Origin of the sequence: Mesorhizobium sp. LSJC285A00, from assembly GCF_000503155.1 — a bacterium.
In the GTDB taxonomy this organism is placed as follows: Bacteria; Pseudomonadota; Alphaproteobacteria; order Rhizobiales; family Rhizobiaceae; genus Mesorhizobium.
In genome coordinates this window covers 52,007-75,360 of the sequence record NZ_AYVK01000015.1, presented here as the reverse complement: position 1 = coordinate 75,360, position 23,354 = coordinate 52,007, and the positions used below count along the sequence as shown (strand labels likewise).

Annotated in this window: 20 protein-coding genes and 1 tRNA gene; 17 read left to right on the top strand and 4 right to left on the bottom strand. The window is 63.3% G+C overall.

Annotation, left to right across the window (positions count from 1 at the left end; translation table 11 throughout):
• Nucleotides 1–228: 228 nt before the first annotated feature.
• On the bottom strand, nt 229–1,287 hold the full coding sequence (locus tag X726_RS153960) for an RluA family pseudouridine synthase (protein ID WP_023670123.1): 1,059 nt from the start codon (nt 1,285–1,287) through the stop codon (nt 229–231).
• A gap of 25 nt (nt 1,288–1,312) precedes the next feature.
• Here X726_RS153960 and X726_RS153965 point away from each other — a divergent pair, with 25 nt between their 5' ends.
• From X726_RS153965 to X726_RS153990, 6 genes are all read left to right on the top strand, one after another.
• Nucleotides 1,313–1,693, top strand: a complete 381-nt coding sequence (locus X726_RS153965; protein ID WP_023670122.1) for a hypothetical protein — start codon at nt 1,313–1,315, stop codon at nt 1,691–1,693.
• A 13-nt stretch (nt 1,694–1,706) separates the two neighbouring features.
• Nucleotides 1,707–2,114 (top strand): VOC family protein, encoded by a 408-nt coding sequence (locus tag X726_RS153970; RefSeq protein WP_023670121.1) that lies wholly within the window; start codon nt 1,707–1,709, stop codon nt 2,112–2,114.
• 91 nt (nt 2,115–2,205) lie between these two features.
• Nucleotides 2,206–2,280 (top strand) — tRNA-Glu (locus X726_RS153975).
• Between the two features lie 594 nt (nt 2,281–2,874).
• The gene (locus X726_RS153980; RefSeq protein ID WP_023670120.1) at nt 2,875–3,456 is read left to right on the top strand and encodes a VOC family protein; all 582 of its coding nucleotides are present in this window, start codon (nt 2,875–2,877) and stop codon (nt 3,454–3,456) included.
• Between the two features lie 25 nt (nt 3,457–3,481).
• Nucleotides 3,482–4,357 carry a glutathione S-transferase family protein gene (locus tag X726_RS153985; protein ID WP_023670119.1) on the top strand — a complete coding sequence of 292 codons (876 nt, stop codon included), beginning with the start codon at nt 3,482–3,484 and terminating at the stop codon, nt 4,355–4,357.
• Nucleotides 4,358–4,583: 226 nt separating this feature from the next.
• Nucleotides 4,584–4,952 (top strand): hypothetical protein, encoded by a 369-nt coding sequence (locus X726_RS153990; protein WP_023670118.1) that lies wholly within the window; start codon nt 4,584–4,586, stop codon nt 4,950–4,952.
• A gap of 108 nt (nt 4,953–5,060) precedes the next feature.
• Here X726_RS153990 and X726_RS153995 read toward each other — a convergent pair whose 3' ends face one another.
• Nucleotides 5,061–5,276 (bottom strand): hypothetical protein, encoded by a 216-nt coding sequence (locus X726_RS153995; protein WP_023670117.1) that lies wholly within the window; start codon nt 5,274–5,276, stop codon nt 5,061–5,063.
• A gap of 292 nt (nt 5,277–5,568) precedes the next feature.
• On the opposite strand from X726_RS153995, the gene X726_RS154000 reads away from it, so the two are divergent.
• Nucleotides 5,569–6,480, top strand: coding sequence for a DUF2865 domain-containing protein (locus X726_RS154000; RefSeq protein ID WP_023670116.1), 912 nt, complete (start codon nt 5,569–5,571; stop codon nt 6,478–6,480).
• 118 nt (nt 6,481–6,598) lie between these two features.
• On the opposite strand, the gene X726_RS154005 is transcribed toward X726_RS154000, so the two are convergent.
• On the bottom strand, nt 6,599–6,955 hold the full coding sequence (locus X726_RS154005) for a hypothetical protein (protein WP_023670115.1): 357 nt from the start codon (nt 6,953–6,955) through the stop codon (nt 6,599–6,601).
• Between the two features lie 242 nt (nt 6,956–7,197).
• On the opposite strand from X726_RS154005, the gene X726_RS154010 reads away from it, so the two are divergent.
• The 7 genes from X726_RS154010 to phoB all read left to right on the top strand — a co-directional run bounded on the left by X726_RS154010 (nt 7,198) and on the right by phoB (nt 18,395).
• A complete protein-coding gene (locus tag X726_RS154010) occupies nt 7,198–11,706 on the top strand; it encodes a PAS domain-containing protein (protein ID WP_245272111.1) in 4,509 nt (1,502 codons plus the stop codon).
• A gap of 496 nt (nt 11,707–12,202) precedes the next feature.
• Nucleotides 12,203–13,231: a substrate-binding domain-containing protein gene (locus X726_RS154015; RefSeq protein WP_023670113.1), complete on the top strand. Its 1,029-nt coding sequence runs from the start codon at nt 12,203–12,205 to the stop codon at nt 13,229–13,231.
• 96 nt (nt 13,232–13,327) lie between these two features.
• A complete protein-coding gene (pstC, locus tag X726_RS154020; protein ID WP_023670112.1) occupies nt 13,328–14,788 on the top strand; it encodes a phosphate ABC transporter permease subunit PstC in 1,461 nt (486 codons plus the stop codon).
• Nucleotides 14,785–16,101 (top strand): phosphate ABC transporter permease PstA, encoded by a 1,317-nt coding sequence (gene pstA / locus X726_RS154025; RefSeq protein ID WP_023670111.1) that lies wholly within the window; start codon nt 14,785–14,787, stop codon nt 16,099–16,101. Before pstC ends, pstA begins: the two co-directional genes overlap by 4 nt.
• Before the next feature lie 17 nt (nt 16,102–16,118).
• A complete protein-coding gene (gene pstB, locus X726_RS154030; protein WP_023670110.1) occupies nt 16,119–16,943 on the top strand; it encodes a phosphate ABC transporter ATP-binding protein PstB in 825 nt (274 codons plus the stop codon).
• A 41-nt stretch (nt 16,944–16,984) separates the two neighbouring features.
• On the top strand, nt 16,985–17,689 hold the full coding sequence (gene phoU / locus X726_RS154035) for a phosphate signaling complex protein PhoU (protein ID WP_023670109.1): 705 nt from the start codon (nt 16,985–16,987) through the stop codon (nt 17,687–17,689).
• 16 nt (nt 17,690–17,705) lie between these two features.
• Nucleotides 17,706–18,395, top strand: coding sequence for a phosphate regulon transcriptional regulator PhoB (phoB, locus tag X726_RS154040; RefSeq protein ID WP_031193203.1), 690 nt, complete (start codon nt 17,706–17,708; stop codon nt 18,393–18,395).
• A gap of 30 nt (nt 18,396–18,425) precedes the next feature.
• Here the strand turns inward: phoB and X726_RS154045 are convergent, their stop codons facing one another.
• Entirely contained in the window at nt 18,426–19,661 is a 1,236-nt protein-coding gene (locus tag X726_RS154045) for an ROK family protein (RefSeq protein ID WP_023670107.1), read from the bottom strand.
• Nucleotides 19,662–19,926: 265 nt separating this feature from the next.
• Between X726_RS154045 and xylF the strand changes: the two genes are divergently transcribed.
• The 3 genes from xylF (at nt 19,927) to X726_RS154060 (ending at nt 23,238) form a co-directional block, all read left to right on the top strand.
• On the top strand, nt 19,927–20,967 hold the full coding sequence (gene xylF / locus X726_RS154050) for a D-xylose ABC transporter substrate-binding protein (protein ID WP_023670106.1): 1,041 nt from the start codon (nt 19,927–19,929) through the stop codon (nt 20,965–20,967).
• A 144-nt stretch (nt 20,968–21,111) separates the two neighbouring features.
• On the top strand, nt 21,112–22,428 hold the full coding sequence (locus X726_RS154055; protein WP_023670105.1) for a sugar ABC transporter permease: 1,317 nt from the start codon (nt 21,112–21,114) through the stop codon (nt 22,426–22,428).
• Nucleotides 22,429–22,440: 12 nt separating this feature from the next.
• Complete coding sequence (locus tag X726_RS154060) at nt 22,441–23,238, top strand: ATP-binding cassette domain-containing protein (protein WP_023670104.1); 798 nt, start codon at nt 22,441–22,443, stop codon at nt 23,236–23,238.
• Nucleotides 23,239–23,354: the final 116 nt, after the last annotated feature.

Below are 23,354 nucleotides of genomic sequence, written 5' to 3'. Positions count from 1 at the left end.
TATTGGAGTGATGCCCCCGAAACGCGGCGGGCATGTGACGCGAGCACCAAAAGGCTCGCCCGCGACAACTGATTTATATAGGAACAAAACCAGAAAAGACAGGCATTTGTTCAACACGAAACAGTGTGTCACGCTGAAGTGAACAATGCCGCTCAGGTTTTAGCTGGCTTGTTTAGACGCAATTCCGGACGGAAAACCGTTTCACACTTTTCCTGGAATTGCTCGGGTTCAGAGCTTGCGGAAGCCGCCGACGAGTTCCTCCATGTCCCCCGGTATCGGCGCCTCGAACCTCATCGGTAAATGGGTAGCCGGGTGCCGAAATGCAAGGAGCCAGGCATGCAAAGCTTGCCTGGAAAATGCCTTGACCTGGGTTTTCAGCGGCTCGGGCAGCCGGTTGGCCTTGGTGCGGAAGGCCTGGCCGTAATCCGGGTCGCCGATGACGGGGTGGCCGATATGAGCCATGTGGACGCGGATCTGGTGGGTGCGGCCGGTTTCCAGCCGGCATTCGACCAGGCTGGCGGCGGCAAACGGCTGCTGGTTTTCGCCGAAACGCTCCTTGACGGTGAAATGCGTGACGGCGTGGCGGGCGTCGTCACGGCCTTCCGGCACGACGGCGCGGCGCACGCGGTCGGCGGCACGGCCAAGCGGCGCGTCGACCGTTCCGGTCGGCCGCGACGGGATTCCCCAGACCAGCGCCAGATAAGCACGTTCGAGGTCGCCGGTGCGGCCGTGGTCGGCAAAGGCCTCCGACAGCGCCTTGTGGGCGCGGTCGGTCTTGGCCACCACCATGACGCCGCTGGTTTCCTTGTCCAGCCGATGGACGATGCCCGGCCGCCTGACGCCGCCAATGCCTGAGAGACTGTCGCCGCAGTGGTGGATCAGGGCATTGACCAGCGTGCCGGTCCAGTTGCCGGCGCCGGGATGGACGACGAGGCCGGCCGGCTTGTTGATGACGATCAACTCGTCGTCCTCATAAAGCACGTCGAGCGCGATGGCCTCGCCTTGCGGTTCGGCCGGTTCCGGCTCGGGCCTGACGACCGATACGCGCTCGCCGGCACTCATCTTGCGCTTGGTCTCGTCGACCGGCTTGCCGTCGATCGAAACGGCACCTTGCCGGATCAGCATCTGCACCCGGCTGCGCGACATGTCAGGCCCGAGGGCGCTCGCCAGCCATTGGTCGAGGCGCTGGCCGGCCGCTTCCGCGCCGGCTTCGAGCACGGTCGGCGCCGCCTCTATGAATTGTACAGCCTCTATCAATTCAGGGGTCTCTTCGTTATGAGCGCTCATCGAAAAAGTTCCGGAAAGTTCTGCCATGGCCCGGCCCGTTGCCGATGAAGAAGAAAAGCCGCTCGATCCCGAGATCGAAAAGGTGCGCGGCAGGCTCATCCGCTTCATGGCCATCAATCTCGGCCTGCTTTTGCTGGCCCTTATGGTGGTGATCGCGGCCATTGTCTACAAATCGCGCAGGGCGCCGCCCGCGAACCCGCCGCTCGCCAACGACATTCCAGTTCCGCCCGGCGAGCCGCTCGCGGCCGACATAGTGCTCCCGGTCGGAGCCAAGGTGATTAGCCAGGCTCTGTCGGGCAATCGCATTTCGATCGACGCCGAGCTCAGCGACGGCAGCCGCACCATCTTTGTCTACGACATCGCCGAGCGCCGTATCATCGGCCGCTTCGCCATCCGCAACAAATAGCCGGGCCGAAACAATGACCGGGTTTGCCGAACATCGCCGCATCGCAACCATCACGCTCGTCGTCGCCGACTATGACGAGGCGATCGCCTGGTATGTCGGCAAGCTTGGCTTTGTCCTCTGCGACGACATCGAGCTCGGCGACGGCAAGCGCTGGGTGACGGTAACGCCGGCGGTCGGGCAAGGGCCCCGGCTGCTTCTGGCGGAGGCGTTGGACGATGTGCAGAAGAGCCGCGTCGGCGACCAGACCGGAGGCCGCGTGGTTTTGTTTCTCGAAACCGATGATTTTGCCACGGACCATGCGACGATGCTGGAGAACGGCGTCGAGTTCCACGAAACGCCACGCCATGAGCCTTACGGCACCGTGGCGGTTTTCGCCGACCTCTATGGCAATCTGTGGGACCTGATCGAGCCGAAACGCTAGGTCCACGAACCGACATTGCACAGAAGCGGTCCGGCCGTTCGAAGCCAGTTGCTTTTTCCAAACCGTCAGCCTATATCGCCGGTTCTTGAACGCGCCCATCGTCTAGCGGTCAGGACACCGCCCTCTCACGGCGGGAACAGGGGTTCGATTCCCCTTGGGCGTACCAAGCAACGACTTTCCTTCCGCATCATCGAAAATTTCGGGCAGCAGCCGCGCGGATCGCGTGTGACCGCGAGGGTCGGCGGCATCAGCGAAATTCGGCAAGTCCGCGCACCCGAATACACCCAATTTAAGTCAGGCCGCGACCTTGAAAGCGTAGCGATCTCTGTTACTTGCGGTGCGGGGATAGCATCTGCGGCAACGCGGATTTGGTTGGGCATAGCAGGCATGAATTCGGCAAAAATGATATGCCCGTGCTGTCACGGCAGCGGGCAGGTTTTCGATTGCTTGAAATGGCGTGAGTCGAAAGGGCATTGCTGCCCGCAAGGCACGCATCGGGCCGGCTGTCCCGGGCAGACCATGGCATGTGCCGAATGCGCGGGCCTGGGTACCCTGGCGGAGGCCGAACTCAGAGCCGTTGCGTAGCCTCAGGTCATGCAACCTTAAGCCTCTTTCACCATCCAGCGCCGGCAGTCTCCGCGAGCTTCTGGCGCGGCGCTGCCAATTGCACTAGCATCACTGTACGAAGCCTAGCCAAAGGGCTCTTTGCGGCGCGCAAGACGCCGGGGAACATAGGCGAGGGTCGGCGAGGAGGAGACCGATGCAGAAACTGCAGTCGCAGGGCGTCCATCACATCACGCTCGTCGGCGCCGGCCGCCGGACCTCGATCGATTTCTGGGAAGGCGTGCTCGGCATGCCGTTCATTTTCGAGCAGCCCAACCTCGACAAGCCAAGCGAAAGCCATCTTTATTTCGATCCCGGCGACGGCAGGCTGATCACCGTCTTCACCGACGAGAGCCGCACGCCGGTCAAGCGGCGCACGCCCACCGAACCGGGCTGCGTCCATCATATTGCGTTCTCGGTGTCGCGCGTGACCTTCCTGCAGGCGGTCGCCCGGCTCGACGAGCGCGCCATCAAGCACAGCGGCGTCAAGGATCGCGGCTTCATGGATTCGATCTATTTCGAGGATCCGCTCGGCCTCTTGATCGAGCTGGCGTCCTATCGCTTTGAGCCGCCGGCCGGCTTCACCCACGCCGATGTGCTGATGCAGGCGCACAAGCTGCGCGTTGCGCGCGGCGACTACAACATCGCCGAAGTGCACCTTGCCGACGCGATCCAGACGCTGGTCGAACGGTCGCGCGCGACCTTGTCGGACGACCGGACGCCGAAGAATCCATACTGACGGCCAGCAAAAGGGGAGGACCATAATGGCAAAGACAGTTAAGAGCGCTGGCAAACCAGCGGCCAAGCCAGCAGCAAAAGCGGCAGCGAAGCCGGCCGCAAAGGCGGCCGTAAAGGCCGCGCCGAAGGCAGCCGCGAAGCCGGCCGCGAAAGCCGCGACAAAGCCGGCTGCCAAGAAATCCGCGCCGAAGGTCAAGGCGGCGAAAAAACCGGCGCTGAAGCTCTCGATGCTGAAGCCGAGCGTCAACAACATGACCGTCCGGGTGTTTGCCCGTGCGGCCGGGTTCGACGCCGCCGAGACTGACGCCTGGGGCCACACGCGCTCGCCCGAATATATGGCGCGCAATCCGGCGCATCTGACGCCGATGATCGAGGACAAGGGGCTGCCGCGCGGCGTGCTGTGGGAGAGCTGTGCCATCATGCAGTATCTCGCCAACAAGCACGGGCTGGAGAAATTCTATCCCAAGGCACCGGCCAAGCGGGCGATGGTCGACAGCGCCATGTTCTACCTGATCGGCACGCTCTACCCGTATGTGGCGCGCGCCACCTATCCGGCGCTGGGTTTCCCGCACTATGCCGGCGAGGTCGGCCATAGCGACGCTCATCCGGAGAAGAAGTCCGAGGCGCAGAAGGCCGCCATGGCGGCGATTGCCGAGCCGCTGGAGGTGTTTCACTCCTTCTTCAGGGACGGCAAGCCGTTCATCGGCGGCAAGCACCCGTCGATCGCCGACATACGCCTGGCATCGACGCTGGAGTTCCTGGCCGTCATCGACTATGCGCTGCCAAAATGGGCCAAGGAGTATGTCGCGGCGATGGAGAAGAAACTCGGTAAGGCCTATGCCGAGCCGGCCGGCGACGTGCGCGGCTACATCGCCTATGTGAAGTCGCAGGCCAGCGCGTAAAGCTAAGGATTCATTAACCAGAACGCTGTCTATTGAAGGCACCGCGCGACCACGGATGTACTGGCGCAAGGGTGAAGGGAAAGGTCGGCGCAATGCCGGCCTTTTGCTTTTCGCCGATGCGCCATCAGGCACGTCTCATGCTGTAAAGTCCGACATCAGGCATATTGCCATCGTCTGCTTCGACCCTACCATCATGGTCGGCGGACGACACACGAGGAGCTTTGCGATGAAGGGCGTAGCGAGAGTGTTTGCGATTGCCGGTGTTGTGTTGGTCGGAGGCTACCCGTGCAATGCCGCGCCGCTCGACACGATGGCGGAGGTCGGCGATGCCATCCAGGCGTGCTGGACGCCGCCGGCGGGTGTTGGAAATGCCAGCGTCACCTTGAGCTTCAGCTTCAAGCGCGACGGCACGCTGATCGGTCCGCCGCGGCCGACGGCGATCAAGGTCGATGGCGATGCGGATACCAGGAAGTCGTTCGTCGACGCCGCAACCACTGCCCTGCAAAAGTGCTTGCCGTTGAGCTTTTCGCCGACGCTGGCGCAAGGCCTCGCGGGCAATGTCTTCACCCTGCAATTCGCTTCGCCCAAGCAGTAGGCGAGCGGGCGAGCGTTTCACCGTTTCGCCGAAACGGCGACCCGCCCCCCGTTGTCTTGACGCAATTCCGGACGGAAACCGCTCGCACTTTTCCTGGAATTGCTCTGATCAGTTGTGCGGGCGCCTGATATCCACATGCCGCTGCAGTTCCGGCGCCTCGAAGACGTAGTCGGCCCAGGCGGATTCCGGAATCTGTCCGGCGAGATAGCATTCCAGCAACAGGCTCTGTTCGGGATCGAGCGCTCTCGGCGCCCGCTCATGGTCCAGCCCCAGCGAGTGGAACAGGTTCCTGGTCAGGCCAGAGACAGTGAAGTGAATAGACATCTTCGGTCTCCTTTGCCCGACACAACGCGAGACACCGGAGAAAGGTTTCATCCGCAAGGGCCGATAAGGCGGGATCGATGATTGCGGCGGCCTGGGCTCGCCGGAGCCTGGCTACGTCTCAATCTTGAAACAAAAGTGTAATAGCGAATTTACGGGAACCGGCATAATACACTCGGCATAAAATACCTGGCGGTTCTTGGCGTCTCTTCAATTAGACTTGCCTCACGCATTGAGGCTCAATCGGCTGGAGCGGCGATCGGCTCCACAGGGGTACAAGGACCAGGTGTCGCCGATGATGCATTTGTGGCTTGTCGTGACCTTTGCACTGGTGTCGGTAGCGGCAAGCGTCCTCGGCATTTCGGCTTCCCTTGCCGATCCATGCGCCGCGCTCAGGAGCCAGCTGGCACCGTCCGGCCGCAGCGGCGGGATCAGCTCCGAGCTTGCGCAGCTACGTCGCCAGCTTGCGGCGATCCAGGGGCTGGAGAGGCAACGCCGGTGCACGGCGCAAAGTGCGGTGGGGGGCTTCTTCAATGCTTGCGCCGACCTCGCCAAAAGCCGCACACAGGTGCAACGCCAGATCGCCGGCGCCGCGATTTCGCGCCGGGATGCGTCCGGACTGCAGGCCAGGCTCGTCGCGCTCGGCTGCACGCCCGCCGCCGGGCAACAAAGACAGCGTCCTGCTGGCGCCATGATCGGCAGCAATTCGATGCTGTTTTGCGTTCGTCTCTCCGACGGCTATTTCTTCCCGGCGCCGAAATCGCAGTTCGTGCAAGGCGGCGATGTCAAGGAGATGGTCGACCAGTGCCGCTACATCTGCGACGATGCCGGCGTCGACCTGTACACGCTCAGGGACCCAAGCCTTGAAACCGAAAAGATGGTCGCGCTCGATACGCGCACATCCTACAAGGACCTGCCGACGGCCTTCAAATATCGCAATGATGCGAACTTCAGGGCCTGCGACCTCAAGCGCTATCACCAGCGCGTTGCCGAGCTGAGAGCGCGCACGGTGACGCCAGCCAATATGGCCAACGCGATCATTCCTTTGCCGTCAGCGAAGCCGGATCTTGGCACCGTGGCGCAAATTCCCCAGCCTGGCGCAGACGCTGCAGAGGCCAGGGGCGCCGCCCAGCGACAGTCGGTCGAGCCATTGGCCGGCTCGCGGCCGGTCAGGGTGGTCGGGCCGGCTTTCTTCCCGGCGGAGTAACCTGCGCCTAGAGCGTTTCACCGTTTCACCGAAACGGCGAACCGCTCTATGTCTTTGTTTTACGCAATTCCGGACGGAAAACCGTTTCACACTTTTCCTGGAATTGCTCTAGTACCAGCTATTCGCAAACCATCCTGTAGCGTTTGCCGGGTTCGCTGACATTCTTGCAGGTGAGCGGATTGGCCGGTTCGGAAGCCATGCTGGGAGGGCTGGACCTGACGTGCCGCCTTGGCGCGGCTATTTGTGTTGTGTGCCTGCGTGCCGCGGGCCGGTAGGGCTCCTGCGGCGGCGGCGTCGGAAACACACCGGCTGCCGCCTGCATCCGGCTGGCCTCAGTCTGCGACGGATCGCGATCCCAGACCCGCCTGATATCGAGCGGCTTCGGGATCACCACCGTGCCGTCATAGCTGCGTGCGCAGCCGCTGCCCGCAAGCAGCGCCATGCACAGGAAACAAGGCACGATCCAACCGGTCATCAGCAACACCCCCGCCGACTTATAGCCCGGCCGGGGTTCCGCCGACAACCGGCGGAATACCGCAGGGCAATGTGGCTCTGGCCGCAGTCTGGATTGGTTATGGTTAGCGGATCATTAATGCTTCTCGGGCACATTCCGCCGGCGAACCGCTGAGGGGGTTCGGCCTTGGCTTTCGGGGTGGGAACGGGATGGCTGACGGGACTGTTGGAACACGCGGCGGACGCGGTTCCCGAAAAGGGGTGGTGAACGGCGAGGATACGTCCGTCGGGGGGTCGCCCGAAGCGCTGCGCGAACTGGTCGGGGCCGGCGCCGACTGGGTCTGGGAGACCGACGCCGAGCTGCGCTTTTCCTGGCTTTCGGAGAACTACCAGGCCGCCACCGGCATCGCTCCCGCCAGCATTCTTGGCCGTTTCCGCTTCGATTTCCTCAAGCAGATGGTGCACGGCAATCGACACGCCGCCGCGCATCTGGAGGATCTGCAGGCGCATCGGCCGTTTCGCGACTTTGTTTATGAGTTGAAGGGCGGCCGTCCCGGCTGCCGCTGGGTTTCGATCACCGGTTCCCCGCGGTTCGACGGCGAAGGCGAATTCATCGGCTATCGCGGCATCGGCCGCAACGTCACGGCACTGGCCGGTGCGCTGGACGAACTGCGGCAGGACGAGAGCGATCCGCCGGCCGGCGAGGCTACGCAGCACCTCGCCGATCTCGAGCGGACAATGGATGCCATGCATATGGGCGTCGTGGTGCTTGACGCGAAGTTCGACACGCTCATCGTCAACAAGGCCTATCGCGAGCTCTCCAGGATTCCCGACGGCGCCGTCACTGTCGGCGCGCCGTTCAGTCTGTTGATGGAACTCAACCGCCGCAACGGCATCTACGGCGATCTCGATGAACAGCAGTGGCGGCACTACCTAGCCACCCGCATCGAGGAGATCAGCGCCGGCTCGGTTGCGCCACGCGAATTTCTCCATGCCAACGGCAGGACGATGATGTTCTCGGTGACGGCATTGTCCGGCGGCAAGCGGCTGTTGACCTACTACGACGTCTCCGAGCTCAAGCGTCGCGACGCAGAGATCGAGAGTGCCAACGCCAAAATTACGGAGACCTTCGCCAATCTTCGCACGATGGTCGACCAGATGCCGATCGGCGTGCTCGTCCTTGATGCGGACATGCGCGCGGAGGTGATCAACCGCGCCTTCTATGATTTCTGGGAAATCGATCCCCGACGCGCCGGCATCGGCTGCGGCTTCCGCGAACTGATGCAGGCCAGCCGCGATATGGACCCGTACGGTGCTGACGATGCCGAATGGCAGGGCCACATCGCCGAGCGCGAAGCAGAAATCTCGGCCGGCCTGGTGGGCTCCAGGCAATTGCCACGCAATGACGGCCGTACGCTGATTGCATCGCTGGCGCCGCTCGCCGGCGGCAAAAGGCTGATCTCCTATGTCGACGTCACCAACATGAAAGATCGCGAGGCTGAACTCGCCCTAGCGCTGGAGAAATCGCGGCTGGCCGAGGCGGTGATCAACGGCGTCAAGGATCCGATCTTCGTCAAGGACGACAATCTGCGTTTCGTCTTCGTCAATGAGGCGTTTTCGGCACTGTTCGGACAGAGCCCGCAAGCGATGCTGGGCAGGCCCGGCGGCGACTTCCTCAAGCAAAAGGACGCCGCCCAATTCGAAGACAGCGAACGCGCCGTGCTGGCGACCGGCACGCCCTACGAGGTCGAGGAGACTTTCGACGCCGAGGGCGCCAGCCGCTCGCGCATCGTGCGCAAGAACCGCGTCGGCATGCCCAGCGGCCGCAACTATGTCGCCGGTTTCCTGTTCGACATCTCCGACATGAAGCGCCGCGAGACCGAAGCCGAGGACGCCCGCAAGAACCTCGCCACGGTGCTGGAGTCGCTGCCGGCGGCCGTCATCATCTATGACCGCGACGACAAGTTCGTCTTTGCAAACCGCAAGCTGCAGGACACGCTGCCGGAGCTGAAACCGGCATGGCAGCCCGGCCGCAGCTTCCGCGAGGCCCTGGAACTCGGACATTCGGTCGGCTATTTCCGATCGAGCGGCGATCGAGAAATCGATAGGCTCTATGAAGGCGACCCCGATGTCTGGCTCAATGCCATCCTCGCCCGCTATCGCCTGCCCAACTCGTCCTATGAGCGCCTCAATGCGGACGGCCGCTGGTATCAGGTCTACGATATGCGCACCGAGGACGGCACCTTCATCGGCGTGCGCGTCGACATCTCGGAGATCAAGAGCCGCGAAAAGGCGCTGCAGGAAAGCATGCGCCAGATCGACCTGTTCCGCCACGTCATGGACGAACTGCCGGTCGCCGCCTTCATCAAGGCGCAGGATCTGAGCATGGAATTCGTCAACAAGGCCTGGTGCGCGCTGACCGGCATCCCCAAGGAGGAAGTCATCGGCCGGACCGATCTCCAGCTTTTCGGCATCGACGACGCCGAAACCTACACCCATGACGACACCGAGGTCGTCGTCACCGGCCGCGGCCGCGAGATCGAGGAGCCCGTTACCCATCGCGACGGCACGGTGCGGCAATTGATGACGCGCAAGAGCCGGCTGGTGGCGCTCGATGGGTCGGTGCACCTTGTCGGCTCCAGCACCGACATCACCGACGTCAAGGCGCGCGAGCAGGCGCTGGAAGAGAGCATGCGCGAGAACGAGGTGTTCCGCAATCTCATCGACAACGTGCCGGTGTCGATCTACGCCAAGCGCTCCGACCTCAGGCAGTTCTACGTCAACAAGGGTTGGTGTGACCTCACCGGCCTCCGCAGGGAAGACGCGATCGGCAAGACGGACATCGAGATTTTCGGCGAAGACGGCGAAGCCTTCGTCAACAGCGATCTCGCCGTGCTGCGCACAGGCGATACACAGGAGATCGAGGAAACGGTGACGCTTGCCGACGGCAGCGTGCGCCACCAGTTCGCCCGCAAGGGCGCGATGATCGCGTCCGACGGTTCGCTCTATCTGATTGGGTCGACCACCGACATCACCGAACTGAAGCTGCGCGAGGCCGAACTGCGCGAGGCGCGCCAGCGCGCCGTGCTGGCCGACCGCGCCAAGTCGGAATTCCTGGCCAATATGAGCCACGAGATCCGCACGCCGATGAACGGCGTACTCGGCATGGCCGAGTTGCTGGCCAAATCCGACCTCGATCCCAAGCAGAAGACGTTCACCGATATCATCGTCAAGTCGGGTAACGCGCTCTTGACCATCATCAACGACATACTGGACTTCTCCAAGATCGATGCCGGACAGCTGGTGCTCGACCCTGCGCCCTTCAACCTGCCCGAAGCGATCGAGGATGTGGCGACGCTGATATCGACGCGCGCCAAGGAGAAGGACCTCGAGCTCATCGTGCGCGTCGAGCCGGGCCTGGAAAGCCTGTTCGTCGGCGATGTCGGTCGCGTCAGGCAGATCGTCACCAATCTGGTCGGCAACGCGGTGAAGTTTACCGACGAAGGCCACGTGCTGGTCGACGTGACCGGACAAAGGGGGCCGACGGGGACAAAGCTTACCGTTTCGGTCACCGACACCGGCATAGGCATTCCGCAGCAGAAACTGAAGCTCGTCTTCGAAAAATTCAGTCAGGCCGACACCTCGTCGACCAGACGCCACGAAGGCACAGGGCTCGGGCTCGCCATCACCTCGCGGCTGGTCGAGTTGATGGGCGGCGAGATCGGTGTCGAGAGCGCCGAAGGCAAGGGCTCGACCTTCTGGTTCACCGTGACATTGCCCAGGGCCGAGGAACAGACCGGACGGCGGATCATGCCGGTCGACGTGACCGGCTCACGGGTGCTGATCGTTGACGACAATGCCGTCAACCGATCGATCCTGAGCGAGCAGATGGCGTCATGGACCTTCGATTCCTGCGCCGCCGAAAGCGGACCCGAAGGGCTCAAGGTGCTGGTCGCCGCGGCTGCCTACGGCGTGCCGGTCGACTGCGTCGTGCTCGATTATCAGATGCCGGGGATGAGCGGCGCCGAAATGGCGCGCGTCGTGCGCAACACCGCAGGGCTGGCCGACACGCCGATCATCATGCTGACCTCGGTCGACCAGTCGCTCGCCAACACCAGCTATCGCGATCTCGGCATCGACGCCCAGCTGATCAAGCCGGCGCGTTCCTCGGTGCTTCTGGAAACGCTGGTCGCCACCATCCAGCGCCACCATCACAATATCACGGGCGGCCGTGTGCTGCCGGCGGCAAGCAGCGGTTCCGGCGGCGACAGGCACGAACCGTCGCCGGCAAAGCCGCCGCTCGCTGCATCGGAACGCGCCTTGCTGCAACCGCCGCCGGTTCGTGCCCGCGCCCGGGCCGCCGGGGACGAACGCCGGCTCGACATCCTCGTTGCCGAAGACAATGAGGTGAACCAGATGGTGTTCACCCAGATAATCGGCGAAACCGGCTACAGTTTCGAAATCGTCGGCAACGGGCGCAAGGCGCTCGATGCCTTCGGCCGGCTTAATCCGCGCATGATCCTGATGGACGTCTCGATGCCGGAGATGAACGGGCTCGAGGCCACCGCCGCAATTCGCCGGCTTGAAGAACATACGGGTATGCATATCCCGATCGTCGGCGTCACCGCGCATGCCTTGAAGGGCGACCGCGAGCGCTGCCTGGAAGCCGGCATGGACGACTATCTGCCCAAGCCGATCAGCCCCAGGGCGCTGCTCGAAAAGGTCGAGCGCTGGGTCGGCATATCAGGCGAAGCCCAACGAGACGCTGGATAGCAACCTGCGGCGCCGCCGGGATTCGGCCGCGCCGCAACAGCCAAGGCTATGGTGCGATCGCACCATATCAAAGCTAGCGCCCAGTCAGGACAATGGTCGCAACGAAACCGCTCATTCAGTTACGGGCGGGAGCAAGCGACCGCCGACAAGAAACAGCGTCGAATCTACCCCAACGGACCTGTTTTTGGCGATGGCTCGGCCAAGATTCGCTCTGGCCACGGGCAACGCGCTCCCGTCCGGTTTTTCTTTCTCGGCATCGCGGCCTGCGGTGTGCCGGGACTTGATGCCAGCACGAATTGCGCAAGCGTCTGATTCCAGCGGCAACTTCCATTCCCACCAACCGGCTTAAAGGGTGCGGCCCACAAGACGTCTGTGCGACGTTACCGGGCTGACACGAAACTGTCATGCGACTGTAATAATCGAAGGCTATTGGCCTCAGCGGGCGCCGGTTTGAAGAGGGCGCCAAGAGACCATCTTCCGAACAGGAGCAGGCCACATGAAGAAATTCCTCGTTACGGCATCGGCCGTGGCGGTAGCGTTCGCCGCATCGTCCGGTGTCGCCGCTGCGCGTGACCAGATCCAGGTCGCCGGTTCGTCGACCGTGCTGCCTTACGCCAAGATCGTCGCCGAGCAGTTCGGCGAAACCTTCACCAACTTCAAGACCCCGGTGGTCGAGTCCGGCGGCAGCGGCGCCGGCATCAAGGAGTTCTGCAAGGGCGTCGGCGAAGACACGATCGACATCGCCAACTCCTCGCGCCCGATCAAGAAGGACGAGCTGAAGTCCTGCGCCGACGCCGGCGTCAAGGACGTCCAGGAAGTCCGCATCGGCTATGACGGCATCGTCTTTGCCACCGACATCAAGGGTCCGGACTGGGCGCTGGTTCCCGCCGACATCTACAAGGCGCTCGCCGCCAAGCTGGTGGTCGACGGCAAGCTGGTCGACAACCCGAACACCAAGTGGAACCAGGTCAATCCGAAGCTGCCCGACTGGGATATCGCCGCCTATATCCCGGGTGAGAAGCACGGCACCCGTGAAGTGTTCGAGACCAAGCTGCTCGACGCCGGCTGCGACAAGGCCGCTTTGAAGGCTGCCGGCATCGCCGACGACAAGGAAATCGGCAAGACCTGCATCGCCATCCGCAAGGACGGCAAGGCTGTCGACATCGATGGCGACTACACCGAGACGCTGGCCCGCATCGACTCCAACAAGACCGGCGTTGGCGTGTTCGGCCTCGCCTTCTACGAGAACAATGCCGACAAGCTGAAGGTCGCTACCGTGGAAGGCATCGTGCCTTCGACGCAGACCATCGCCGATGGCACGTACCCCGTGTCGCGGCCGTTGTTCTTCTACGTCAAGAAGGCGCATCTGGGCGTCGTTCCCGGCCTCAAGGAATATGTCGAGTTCTTCCTTGATGACCAGATGATCGGCCCGGAAAGCCCGCTCGCCCAGTACGGCCTGGTTTCCGCTCCCGACGCCGAACGTCAGGGCCAGCGCGACGCCTTCGCCGCCGGAAAGACGATGTAATCAACCGACCGGATCAGGGCGCGGACCAAATCCGCGCCCTGATTTCGCCGCTTGCCGCAACGGTGGCGGCGATCTGAATTTTCCCTGGGGTGGGTGATGTCGTCCTTGCTCGTACTCGCCATAGTCATCGCCATAGGCGTGGTCGCTTTTGTGATCGGCCGCCAGCGCGCAGCGGCGCAGGATACCGGCAAGGTCAAGCCGCATTCGCGCGCGCATTATCATGGCTGGTGGGCCTTTCTGCTCGCGGTCCTGCCTGCCGTCCTGCTGCTCGCCGTCTGGGATATCGGCTCTTCCTTCTATCTCGACCGGCACATCCATGCCGCTTTGCCCGAGCGCACCGCCGACACAAAGGTGGCCAGCGAAGCGCTCGACGCCAGCCTGGTGAAGAGCCTGGCCAAGGGCCTGCGCCCGCTCGATGGCGATACCGCACTTCCCGCTACTTTCGCCGAATTGCAGCCGCTGCTCGCCGCCAAGGGCGTGGCACTGGCCAGCGACACACAGGACTATATGATCCCGATCGCGGTCGAGGCGAACCAGGTCCAGGACCGGCTCGGCCTGTTCGGCGCCGTGCTGACCTTCGCGCTGTCGGTCGCCGGCGCCTTCTATGCGCTGAGGCAGATCGCGCCGCGCGCCAGGGCGCGCAACAATGTCGAGAAGCTGATGCTGTGGGGGCTGCTTGCGGCCTCGACCATCGCCATCCTGACCACGGTCGGCATCGTGCTGTCGATGCTGTTCCAGACGATCACCTTCTTCGAGAGCGTATCGCCGATGAGCTTCTTCTTCGGCACGGTGTGGGATCCGCGTTTCGCCGCCGCCGGTTCCGGCGGCAGCCAGGGTCAGTTCGGCCTGATCCCGCTACTCGCCGGCACGCTCTACATCGCCGCCGTCGCCCTTCTGGTGGCAGTGCCGGTCGGGCTGATGTCGGCGGTCTACATGTCCGAATATGCCTCGCGCGGTGTGCGCTCGGTGGTCAAGCCGGCGTTGGAACTGCTGGCCGGCATTCCGACCATCGTCTACGGCATCTTCGCCGTTGTCACGCTCGGACCGTTCTTGCGCGACCTGTCGGCGGCACTCACCGGCGGCTCGCCCTTCATCCAGGGCCAGAGCATCTTCACCGCCGGTCTGGTGATGGGCGTCATGCTGATCCCGGTCGTGTCCTCTTTGTCCGACGACATCATCACCGCGGTGCCGCGCGCAATGCGTGACGGCTCGCTCGGCCTCGGCGCCACCCGCTCCGAGACGATCAAGCGGGTGATCCTGCCGGCGGCACTGCCCGGCATCGTCGGCGCCATCCTGTTGACGGCGTCGCGCGCCATCGGCGAGACGATGATCGTCGTGCTGGCGGCGGGCGTCGCCGCCAATCTGACGGCCAATCCGTTCGAGGCGATGACGACCATCACCGTCAAGATCGTCAACCAACTGACCGGCGACCTCGAGTTCAACTCGCCGCAGACGCTGGTCGCCTTCGCGCTCGGCCTGACGCTGTTCGCGCTGACGCTGGTGATGAACATCGTCGCCCTCTACATCGTGCGCAAGTACCGGGAGCAGTACGAATGACCGACATCCCCCTGGACACGATGGCGGGCGCCGTCGCGCGACCGCGCCGCGACATCGGGCTGAAGGCGCGCTATGCCGCCGAACGCCGGTTCCGCATCTATGGCGTGATTGCGATCTCGGTGGGCCTGGCGTTCCTGGCCATCATGCTGATCACCATCGTCTCGAAAGGCTACACCGCCTTCTGGCAGACGACGGTGACGCTGCCGGTCACCTTCGACGAGAAGGTGATCGATCCCTCCGGCAAGCGCGCGACCGACCCTACCGTGCTGATCAAGGCGAACTATCCCAAGCTCGCCGAAAACGCGCTGGTGGCCAAGCTCGGCATCGATCCGGCCAACAAGCCGATGATGCTGAAGCTCAAGGGCTTCCTGTCGGAAGGCGCCCGCGTCCAGCTGCGCGACATCGTCTCCGCCGATCCGTCGGTGATCGGCAGGACGCGTGACGTCGACATCCTGGCTGCCGCGAACCTCGACTCGGCCTTCAAGGGCCAGATCGACCTCGGCGTCGATGAAGCGCGCCGCAAGGTGTCCAACCAGCAGATCGACTGGATGAACAAGCTTAAAGCCGACGGCGTGATGGCCGAGCATTTCAACACCGGCCTGTTCACCTATGGCGCCTCCAGCCGGCCCGAAACGTCGGGCATGGGCGTGGCGATCATCGGCTCGTTCTACATGATGGTGATCGTGCTGTTGCTGGCGCTGCCGATCGGCGTCGCCGCCTCCATCTATCTGGAGGAATTCGCCAAGAAGAACCGCTTTACGGACCTGATCGAAGTCAACATCAACAATCTCGCGGCGGTGCCGTCGATCGTCTTCGGTCTGCTTGGCCTTGCCGTGTTCATCAACTTCCTCGGCATGCCGCGCTCGGCTTCCTTCGTCGGCGGCCTGGTGCTGACCTTGATGACATTGCCGACCATAATCATCACCACGCGCGCCGCCCTCGCCGCGGTGCCGCCGTCGATCCGCTCGGCGGCCCTAGGTCTCGGCGCCTCCAAGATGCAGATGGTGTTCCATCACATCCTGCCGCTTGCCGCCCCAGGCATCCTTACCGGCACCATCATCGGCCTGGCGCGTGCGCTCGGCGAGACAGCACCGCTGCTCTTGATCGGCATGGTCGCTTTCGTCGCCGATTATCCGACGACGCCTTTCGATCCGGCGACCGCGCTGCCGGTTCAGATCTATATGTGGGCAAACGAGGCTGAGCGCGCTTTTGTCGAGCGCATGTCCGGCGCCATCATCATCCTGCTCGTCTTCCTCATGGCCATGAACATCACCGCGATCGTGCTCCGGCGCCGCTTCGAGCGGCGCTGGTAGAAAAAAGGCAATTTGGTATGAACATCATGACCGAACAGTCCCTTGAGAATGCAGTGGGCGACAAAATGAACGCCAAGTCGAACGAAGTCATCAAGATGCGCGGCGACAAGGTCGGCGTCTTCTACGGCGAGAAGCAGGCGTTGTTCGACGTCAATCTCGACGTCCGCCAGAACCAGGTGACGGCGCTGATCGGCCCGTCCGGCTGCGGCAAGTCGACCTTCCTGCGCTGCCTCAACCGCATGAACGACACCATCGATTCGGCGCGGGTGACCGGCAAGATCACGCTCGATGAAGACGACATCTACGACAAGAACATCGATGTCGTCGAACTGCGCGCCCGCGTCGGCATGGTGTTCCAGAAACCCAACCCGTTCCCGAAGTCGATCTACGAGAACGTCGCCTACGGCCCGCGCATCCATGGGCTGGCCAAGCGCAAGTCCGACATGGACCAGATCGTCGAGCAGAGCCTGAAGAAGGCGGCGATCTGGAACGAGGTCAAGGACCGCCTGCAGGAGCCCGGCACCGGCCTGTCCGGCGGCCAGCAGCAGCGCCTGTGCATCGCGCGCGCCATCGCCGTGTCGCCGGAGGTGATCCTGATGGACGAGCCCTGCTCGGCGCTCGATCCGATCGCCACCGCCCGTGTCGAGGAGCTGATCGACGAACTGCGCCAGAACTACACGATCGTCATCGTCACCCACTCGATGCAGCAGGCGGCGCGCGTGTCGCAGCGCACGGCGATGTTCCATCTCGGCTATCTCGTCGAGGAGGGCGCCACCGACAAGATGTTCACCAACCCCGACGACAAGCGCACCCAGGACTACATTACCGGCCGCTTCGGCTGAGCCGTCCGGCGGGTGAATTTTCAGGCACGAGGACCAAGATCATGGGTGAACATACCGTCGCCTCCTTCGATGAAGAGCTCGGGCAGATCAGCAAGCTGATCCGCGACATGGGCGATCTGGCAGGCTCGATGGTCAGCGGCTCGACCAGGGCGCTGCTCAATTCGGACAATGCGCTGGCACAGCGTGTCGTTTCCGACGACGCCATCATGGATGCGCGCCAGCGCGAACTGGACGACCGCGCCATCACGCTGATCGCCAAGCGCCAGCCGATGGCCAACGATCTGCGCGCCGTGGTCGGCTCGATCCGCATGGCCGGCGACCTCGAGCGCATCGGCGATCTCGCCAAGAACATCGCCAAACGCGTCGGCACCGTGGGCTTGAGCGTCACGCCGCGCGACCTCTCGCACTCCATCGATGCCATGGCGCAACTGGTGCTGATCCAGGTGCAAGGCGTCGTCGAGGAATATGCCGCCACCGATGCGGCAGCTCTTGCAAAACTCAGGAATGACGACGAGCGCATCGACGTCAAATACACGTCCGTGTTTCGTGAGCTCTTGACCTACATGATGGAAGACCCTCGCAACATCACCGCCTGCACGCATCTCTTGTTCTGCGCCAAGAATCTTGAGCGCATCGGCGATCATGTCACCAACATCGCCGAAAATGCGTATTATGTGCTGACCGGCCAGCAATTGCCCGCCAATCGTCCGAAGCAGGACGAGACGGCGATGGCCACGCCGGCCTGATGAGGGTGAACTGCCTATGATCGCGCCACGCATCATGGTCGTGGAGGACGAGGAGCCGCTAGGCGTGCTCCTCCGCTACAACCTCGAATCCGAAGGCTATCACGTCGAGGTGGTGACACGCGGCGACGAGGCCGAGATCCGCCTGCAGGAAAACGTGCCCGATCTCCTGGTGCTCGACTGGATGGTGCCCGCTGTTTCCGGCATCGAGCTCTGTCGGCGGCTTAGAGTGCGGCCCGAAACCGAGCGGCTGCCGATCATCATGCTGACCGCGCGCGGTGAGGAAAGCGATCGCGTGCGCGGCCTGTCCACCGGTGCCGACGACTATCTGGTCAAGCCATTCTCGACGCCGGAGTTCATGGCGCGCGTGAAAGCGCTGCTGCGCCGGGCCAAGCCGGAAGTGCTGTCCAGCGTGCTCAAGGTCGGCGACATCGTGCTCGATCGAGAATCGCACCGGGTCTACCGCAAGAAGAGCGAGATCAGGCTCGGACCGACCGAGTTCCGGCTGCTCGAATTCATGATGCGCCATCCCGGCCGCGTGTTCTCGCGCAGCCAGCTGCTCGACAATGTCTGGGGCGAGACGATCTATATTGACGAGCGAACCGTCGACGTGCATGTCGGGCGGCTGCGCAAGGCCGTCAACAACGGCCGCATGCCGGATGTCATCCGTACCATTCGCGGCGCCGGCTACGCTATCAGGGAAGACTAGGATGCTGCGCGTCGCGCCGTTGCCGGCCATTCAGGCGACATGCTTGCCGGATTTTGCCTGAATGCCCGGCGCGAAAATCTCCTGGTCGACGAAGCCGAGCGCGCGCATGGCACAGCCTTCGCGGATCAGCGGCAGCTCGTTGGGCTCGGTGTCGAAGGAGATCGATTTCGAGTGCTGGCCGCCGGCGGTCTGGGCGATCGCTTCGCGCAATGCCGGTTCGATCAGGTCGAAGGCGGCAGCGCTGACGCCGACCATGGCGACGGGTGCCGGATCGATCAGAGCAAACAGGCTGCCGAGGCCGAAGCCGAGCGCCTCACCGGCCCTGCGATAGGCTTCGCGCTCCGGGCCATCGGTTTCGCGGGCGCGCGCGGCGAGTGCGCGCATATCAGCGTCGCCGATATCGACCGGCTCGGCATCTTCGCTCATCATTCTGGCGCTGCGCCAGATGGCGTAGTTTCCGGCATAGGCCTCGACGCAGCCGCGCCGCCCGCAGCGGCAGAGCGCGCCGCCCGGACGGTGGATCATGTGGCCGAACTCGCCGCCCGAGGAATGGGTGCCGGTGAACAGTTCGCCTTTCAGCACCAGTCCCATGCCGATGCCGTGCGACAAGAGGATGGCGATAAAATTGTCGCGGTAGCGCTCGGGCTGGCGCCATTGCAGCGCCACCGCCATCATATTGCAGTCGTTCTCCATGGTGGCCGGAATGCCGAATTCCGCTTCCAACATGTCGGCGAAGGCAATGTCGGTCAGTGGCGTGATTGGCGACCACAGCATGGCCCGCGCCTGCGAATCGGTGATGCCCTGGATGCCCATGGCAATGCGGGCGATGCTCTGGACGTCCAGGTCCGGGTCCTCGAGACGCCGCCGGACGATTGCTACGCATTCGCCGATCAGTTCGTCGCGCGGCATGGTCAGCGTGTCGAGCCGGCGCTGTTCTTCCGCGACCACCTGGCCGGCATAGTCGATGACGGTGACGGAGAGGAAGTTCAGCGACAGCACCACGGTCATCACCGCCGCCGCTTCCGGATTGAGGCCAAGGCCGACCTGCGGCCGGCCGCGTTTCAGCGAGCCGGTCTCGCCAGGCTTGCCTTCAATCAGGATGCCTTCTTGAATCAGATCAGACGAGATTGCCGATATGGTCGAATGGCTGAGGCCGGTGGTCGCCGCAATCTCGGTCCGCGACGGCTGGCCGGCCCGGCGCACGGCCGAAATCACCATCGCGCGGTTGCGACGGCGCAGATCGTCGTGGCGGATTCCAACCGACATTTGTTTCCTCCCGGCCTCCTCGCGCCTCATGATAGTGAAGGCGTTCGACGGCACCAGCCAAATATTGGCAGACGCCGGCAGCCCTGTCATTGTTTATTGCGGAGCTCGAAAAAATTCGGCAAGGCCATCAGAAACCATCAGAATCGATGTTGACAGCGCTTTATCATTGAACCAGTATTTTTTCGAGGCTCGAAAAAATGGAGCCTCTGTGTGCAGGCCTTCGGGCCGGTTTTGTCGCGCCGTGCGCGGCGCAGGGAGGGTTATAATGAACAGATTTGCAGCCGCCATGCTGGCGGGCGTCGCCATGTCGCTGGCGCTGGTCTCGGTCGCGCAGGCGAAGGACAAGGTCATCGGCGTGTCGTGGTCGAACTTCCAGGAAGAGCGCTGGAAGACCGACGAGGCGGCGATGAAAACGGCGATCGAGGCTGCCGGCGACAAGTACATTTCCGCCGACGCGCAGTCCAATCCCGGCAAGCAGCTGACCGACGTCGAAAGCCTGATCTCGCAGGGCGCCAACTCGCTGATCATCCTGGCGCAGGACGCCTCGGCCATCGGCCCGGCGGTGCAGAAGGCGCTGGACGAAGGCATTCCGGTCGTCGGCTATGACCGCCTGATCGAGAACAAGGACGTCTTCTACCTGACCTTCGACAACAAGGAAGTCGGCCGCATGCAGGCCCGCGAAGTGTTCAAGGCGAAGCCCGAAGGCAACTATGTCTTCATCAAGGGCTCTGGCTCGGATCCGAATGCCGATTTCCTGTTCTCGGGCTCGATGGAAGTGCTCAAGGAAGCCATCGACTCGGGCAAGATCAAGAATGTCGGCGAGGCCTATACCGATGGCTGGCTGCCGGCCAACGCCCAGAAGAACATGGAACAGTTCCTGACCGCCAACGACAACAAGGTCGATGCCGTGGTTGCGGCCAATGACGGCACCGCCGGCGGCGTTGTCGCCGCGCTGACGGCGCAGGGCCTCGCCGGAACGGTTCCGGTCTCGGGCCAGGATGGCGACCATGCCGCTCTGAACCGCATCGCACTCGGCACGCAGACGGTGTCGGTGTGGAAGGACGCGCGCGAACTCGGCAAGAACGCCGCCGAGATCGCCTCGCAGCTTGCCGATGGCAAGAAGACGGGCGACATTGCCGGCGCCAAGGACTTCACCACGCCTGGCGGCAACACCGTCAAGTCGCTGTTCCTGACCCCCGTCGCGATCACCAAGGACAACCTCAACGTCGTCATCGACGCCGGCTGGATCAAGAAGGACGAAGTCTGCACGGGCGTCGCCGCCGGCAGCGTCGCGGCTTGCAACTGATCTCGACGACTTGAAGAAATGAGGCGCCGCGGCTGTCAAGCCGCGGCGTTTTCTCTACGAGAATTGTGTGTTTCCGCCATCGGCGGCAAACTTCTAGGCTGTGGTCCGGCATCCGCGCCAGACGGCAAGCCGCTGGAGGACATCATGACCGACACGACCTCAAATCCGCAGGCCGATACGGCACGAGCGTCTGAACTCGGCGCGGTCGCCCGGTTCCTGAAAGCGACCGAGCTCGACACGCGCATGCTCGGCATGGTCGGCGCGCTGCTGGTCGTCTGGGTCGGCATACATATCCTGTCGGGTGGGCTTTTCCTGACGCCGCGCAATCTTTGGAACCTGTCGGTGCAGACGTCCTCGGTCGCGATCATGGCGACCGGCATGGTACTGGTCATCGTCATGCGCAACATCGACCTTTCGGTGGGCTCCGTCGAAGGCGTGATCGGCATGATCATGGGCGTGGCACAGGCCGAATTCCTCATTCGCGTCATCGGCTTCCAGCTTGGAAACCCCTGGCTCTGGGTCGTCGCGCTTGCCGCCGGCGTGGTGCTTGGTCTGCTGATCGGCGCGTTCCAGGGCTTCATCATCGCCTATATGCAGGTTCCGGCCTTCATCGTGACGCTTGGTGGCCTGCTGGTCTGGCGTGGCATGGCATGGCTCATCACCAGCGGGCGCACGGTCGCGCCACTCGACGCCACCTTCCAGCTGATGGGCGGCGGACCACGCGGCTCGATTGGCGCCGCTGCCAGCTGGATCGTCGGCATCGTCGCCTGCGCGGCGGTCGCCTTCGCGCTGCTCAACGGTCGCTCGCAGCGCAAGCGCTTCAGCTTTCCACTGCGCCCCGTCTGGGCCGAGACCCTGCTTGGCGTGGTCGCTTGCGCGGCCATCCTCGGCGCCGTGTGGATCGCCAATTCCTATCCATGGCCGATCGGCATCGTGCGCCAGTACGCACAGCAGAACGGCATCACCGTTCCCGAAGGCGGGCTGTTCATCGCGCATGGCATCGCCATACCGGTGCTGATGGCGGTGATTGTCGGCATCATCATGACGTTCATCACCAAGCGCACGCGTTTCGGCCGCTATGTCTTCGCCATCGGCGGCAATCCGGAGGCAGCGGAACTCGCCGGCATCAACACGCGCTGGGTGACCATGAAGGTGTTCATGATCATGGGTGTGCTGGCTGCAATCAGCGCGGCGATCTCGTCGGCCCGTCTCAATGCGTCAACCAATGCGCTGGGCACACTGGACGAGCTTTTGGTGATCGCGGCCGCTGTCATCGGCGGCACGTCGCTCGCGGGCGGCGCCGGAACGGTGATGGGCGCCATGCTCGGCGCGCTTCTGATGCAGTCGCTGCAATCCGGCATGGTGCTGCTCGGCATCGACTCGCCGCTCCAGAGCATTGTCGTTGGCGCTGTCCTGGTCATCGCCGTCTGGCTCGACACCGTCTACCGCAAGCGCGTCTAGGGAGGAACGATTATGGAAAAAACTGCTCCCACCGGTACGCCACTGATCGACATGCGCAACATCTCGATCGCGTTCGGTGGCATTCGCGCCGTCGACGATGCGTCCATCGATCTTTTCCCGGGCGAAGTGGTGGCGCTGCTTGGCCACAACGGCGCCGGTAAGTCGACGCTGATCAAGATCCTGTCGGGCGCCTACAAGCGCGATGCCGGCCAGATCTTGGTCAACGGCCAGGAGGCCTCGATCTCCAATCCGCGCGACGCCAAGAAATACGGCATCGAAACGATCTACCAGACGCTTGCGCTGGCCGACAATGTCGACGCTGCCGCCAACCTCTTCCTCGGCCGCGAACTGATGACCGCGTGGGGGACACTCGACGATGTCGCCATGGAGGCCGAGGCGCGCAAGGTGATGGGCCGGCTCAATCCGCGCTTCCAGCGCTTCAAGGAGCCCGTGATCAAGCTATCGGGCGGCCAGCGCCAGTCGGTGGCGATCGCACGCGCCATCCTGTTCAACGCCCGCATCCTGATCATGGACGAACCGACGGCCGCGCTTGGGCCGCAGGAGACGGCGCAGGTCGGCGAACTGGTAAAGCAGCTCAAGGCCGAGGGCATCGGCATTTTCCTGATCAGCCACGACATTCACGACGTGTTCGAGCTTGCCGACCGGGTCTGCGTAATGAAGAACGGCCAGGTCGTCGGCACCGCGCTCACCACCGATGTGACGCAGGACGAAGTGCTCGGCATGATCATCTTGGGAAAGTGTCCGCCCGGCGCCATTCCCGGTCCGGGTGCGCTGAAGATCGCGGCCTGAGACCACGCTATCGTCAGCTGTCATGTTCACTGATGCTCGAGATCGATAAGCCGGCTAAATATGCATGATATGCCAGCTGTCATTATGGCTTGGCCGCGCCATTGTCTTGCCGCGGC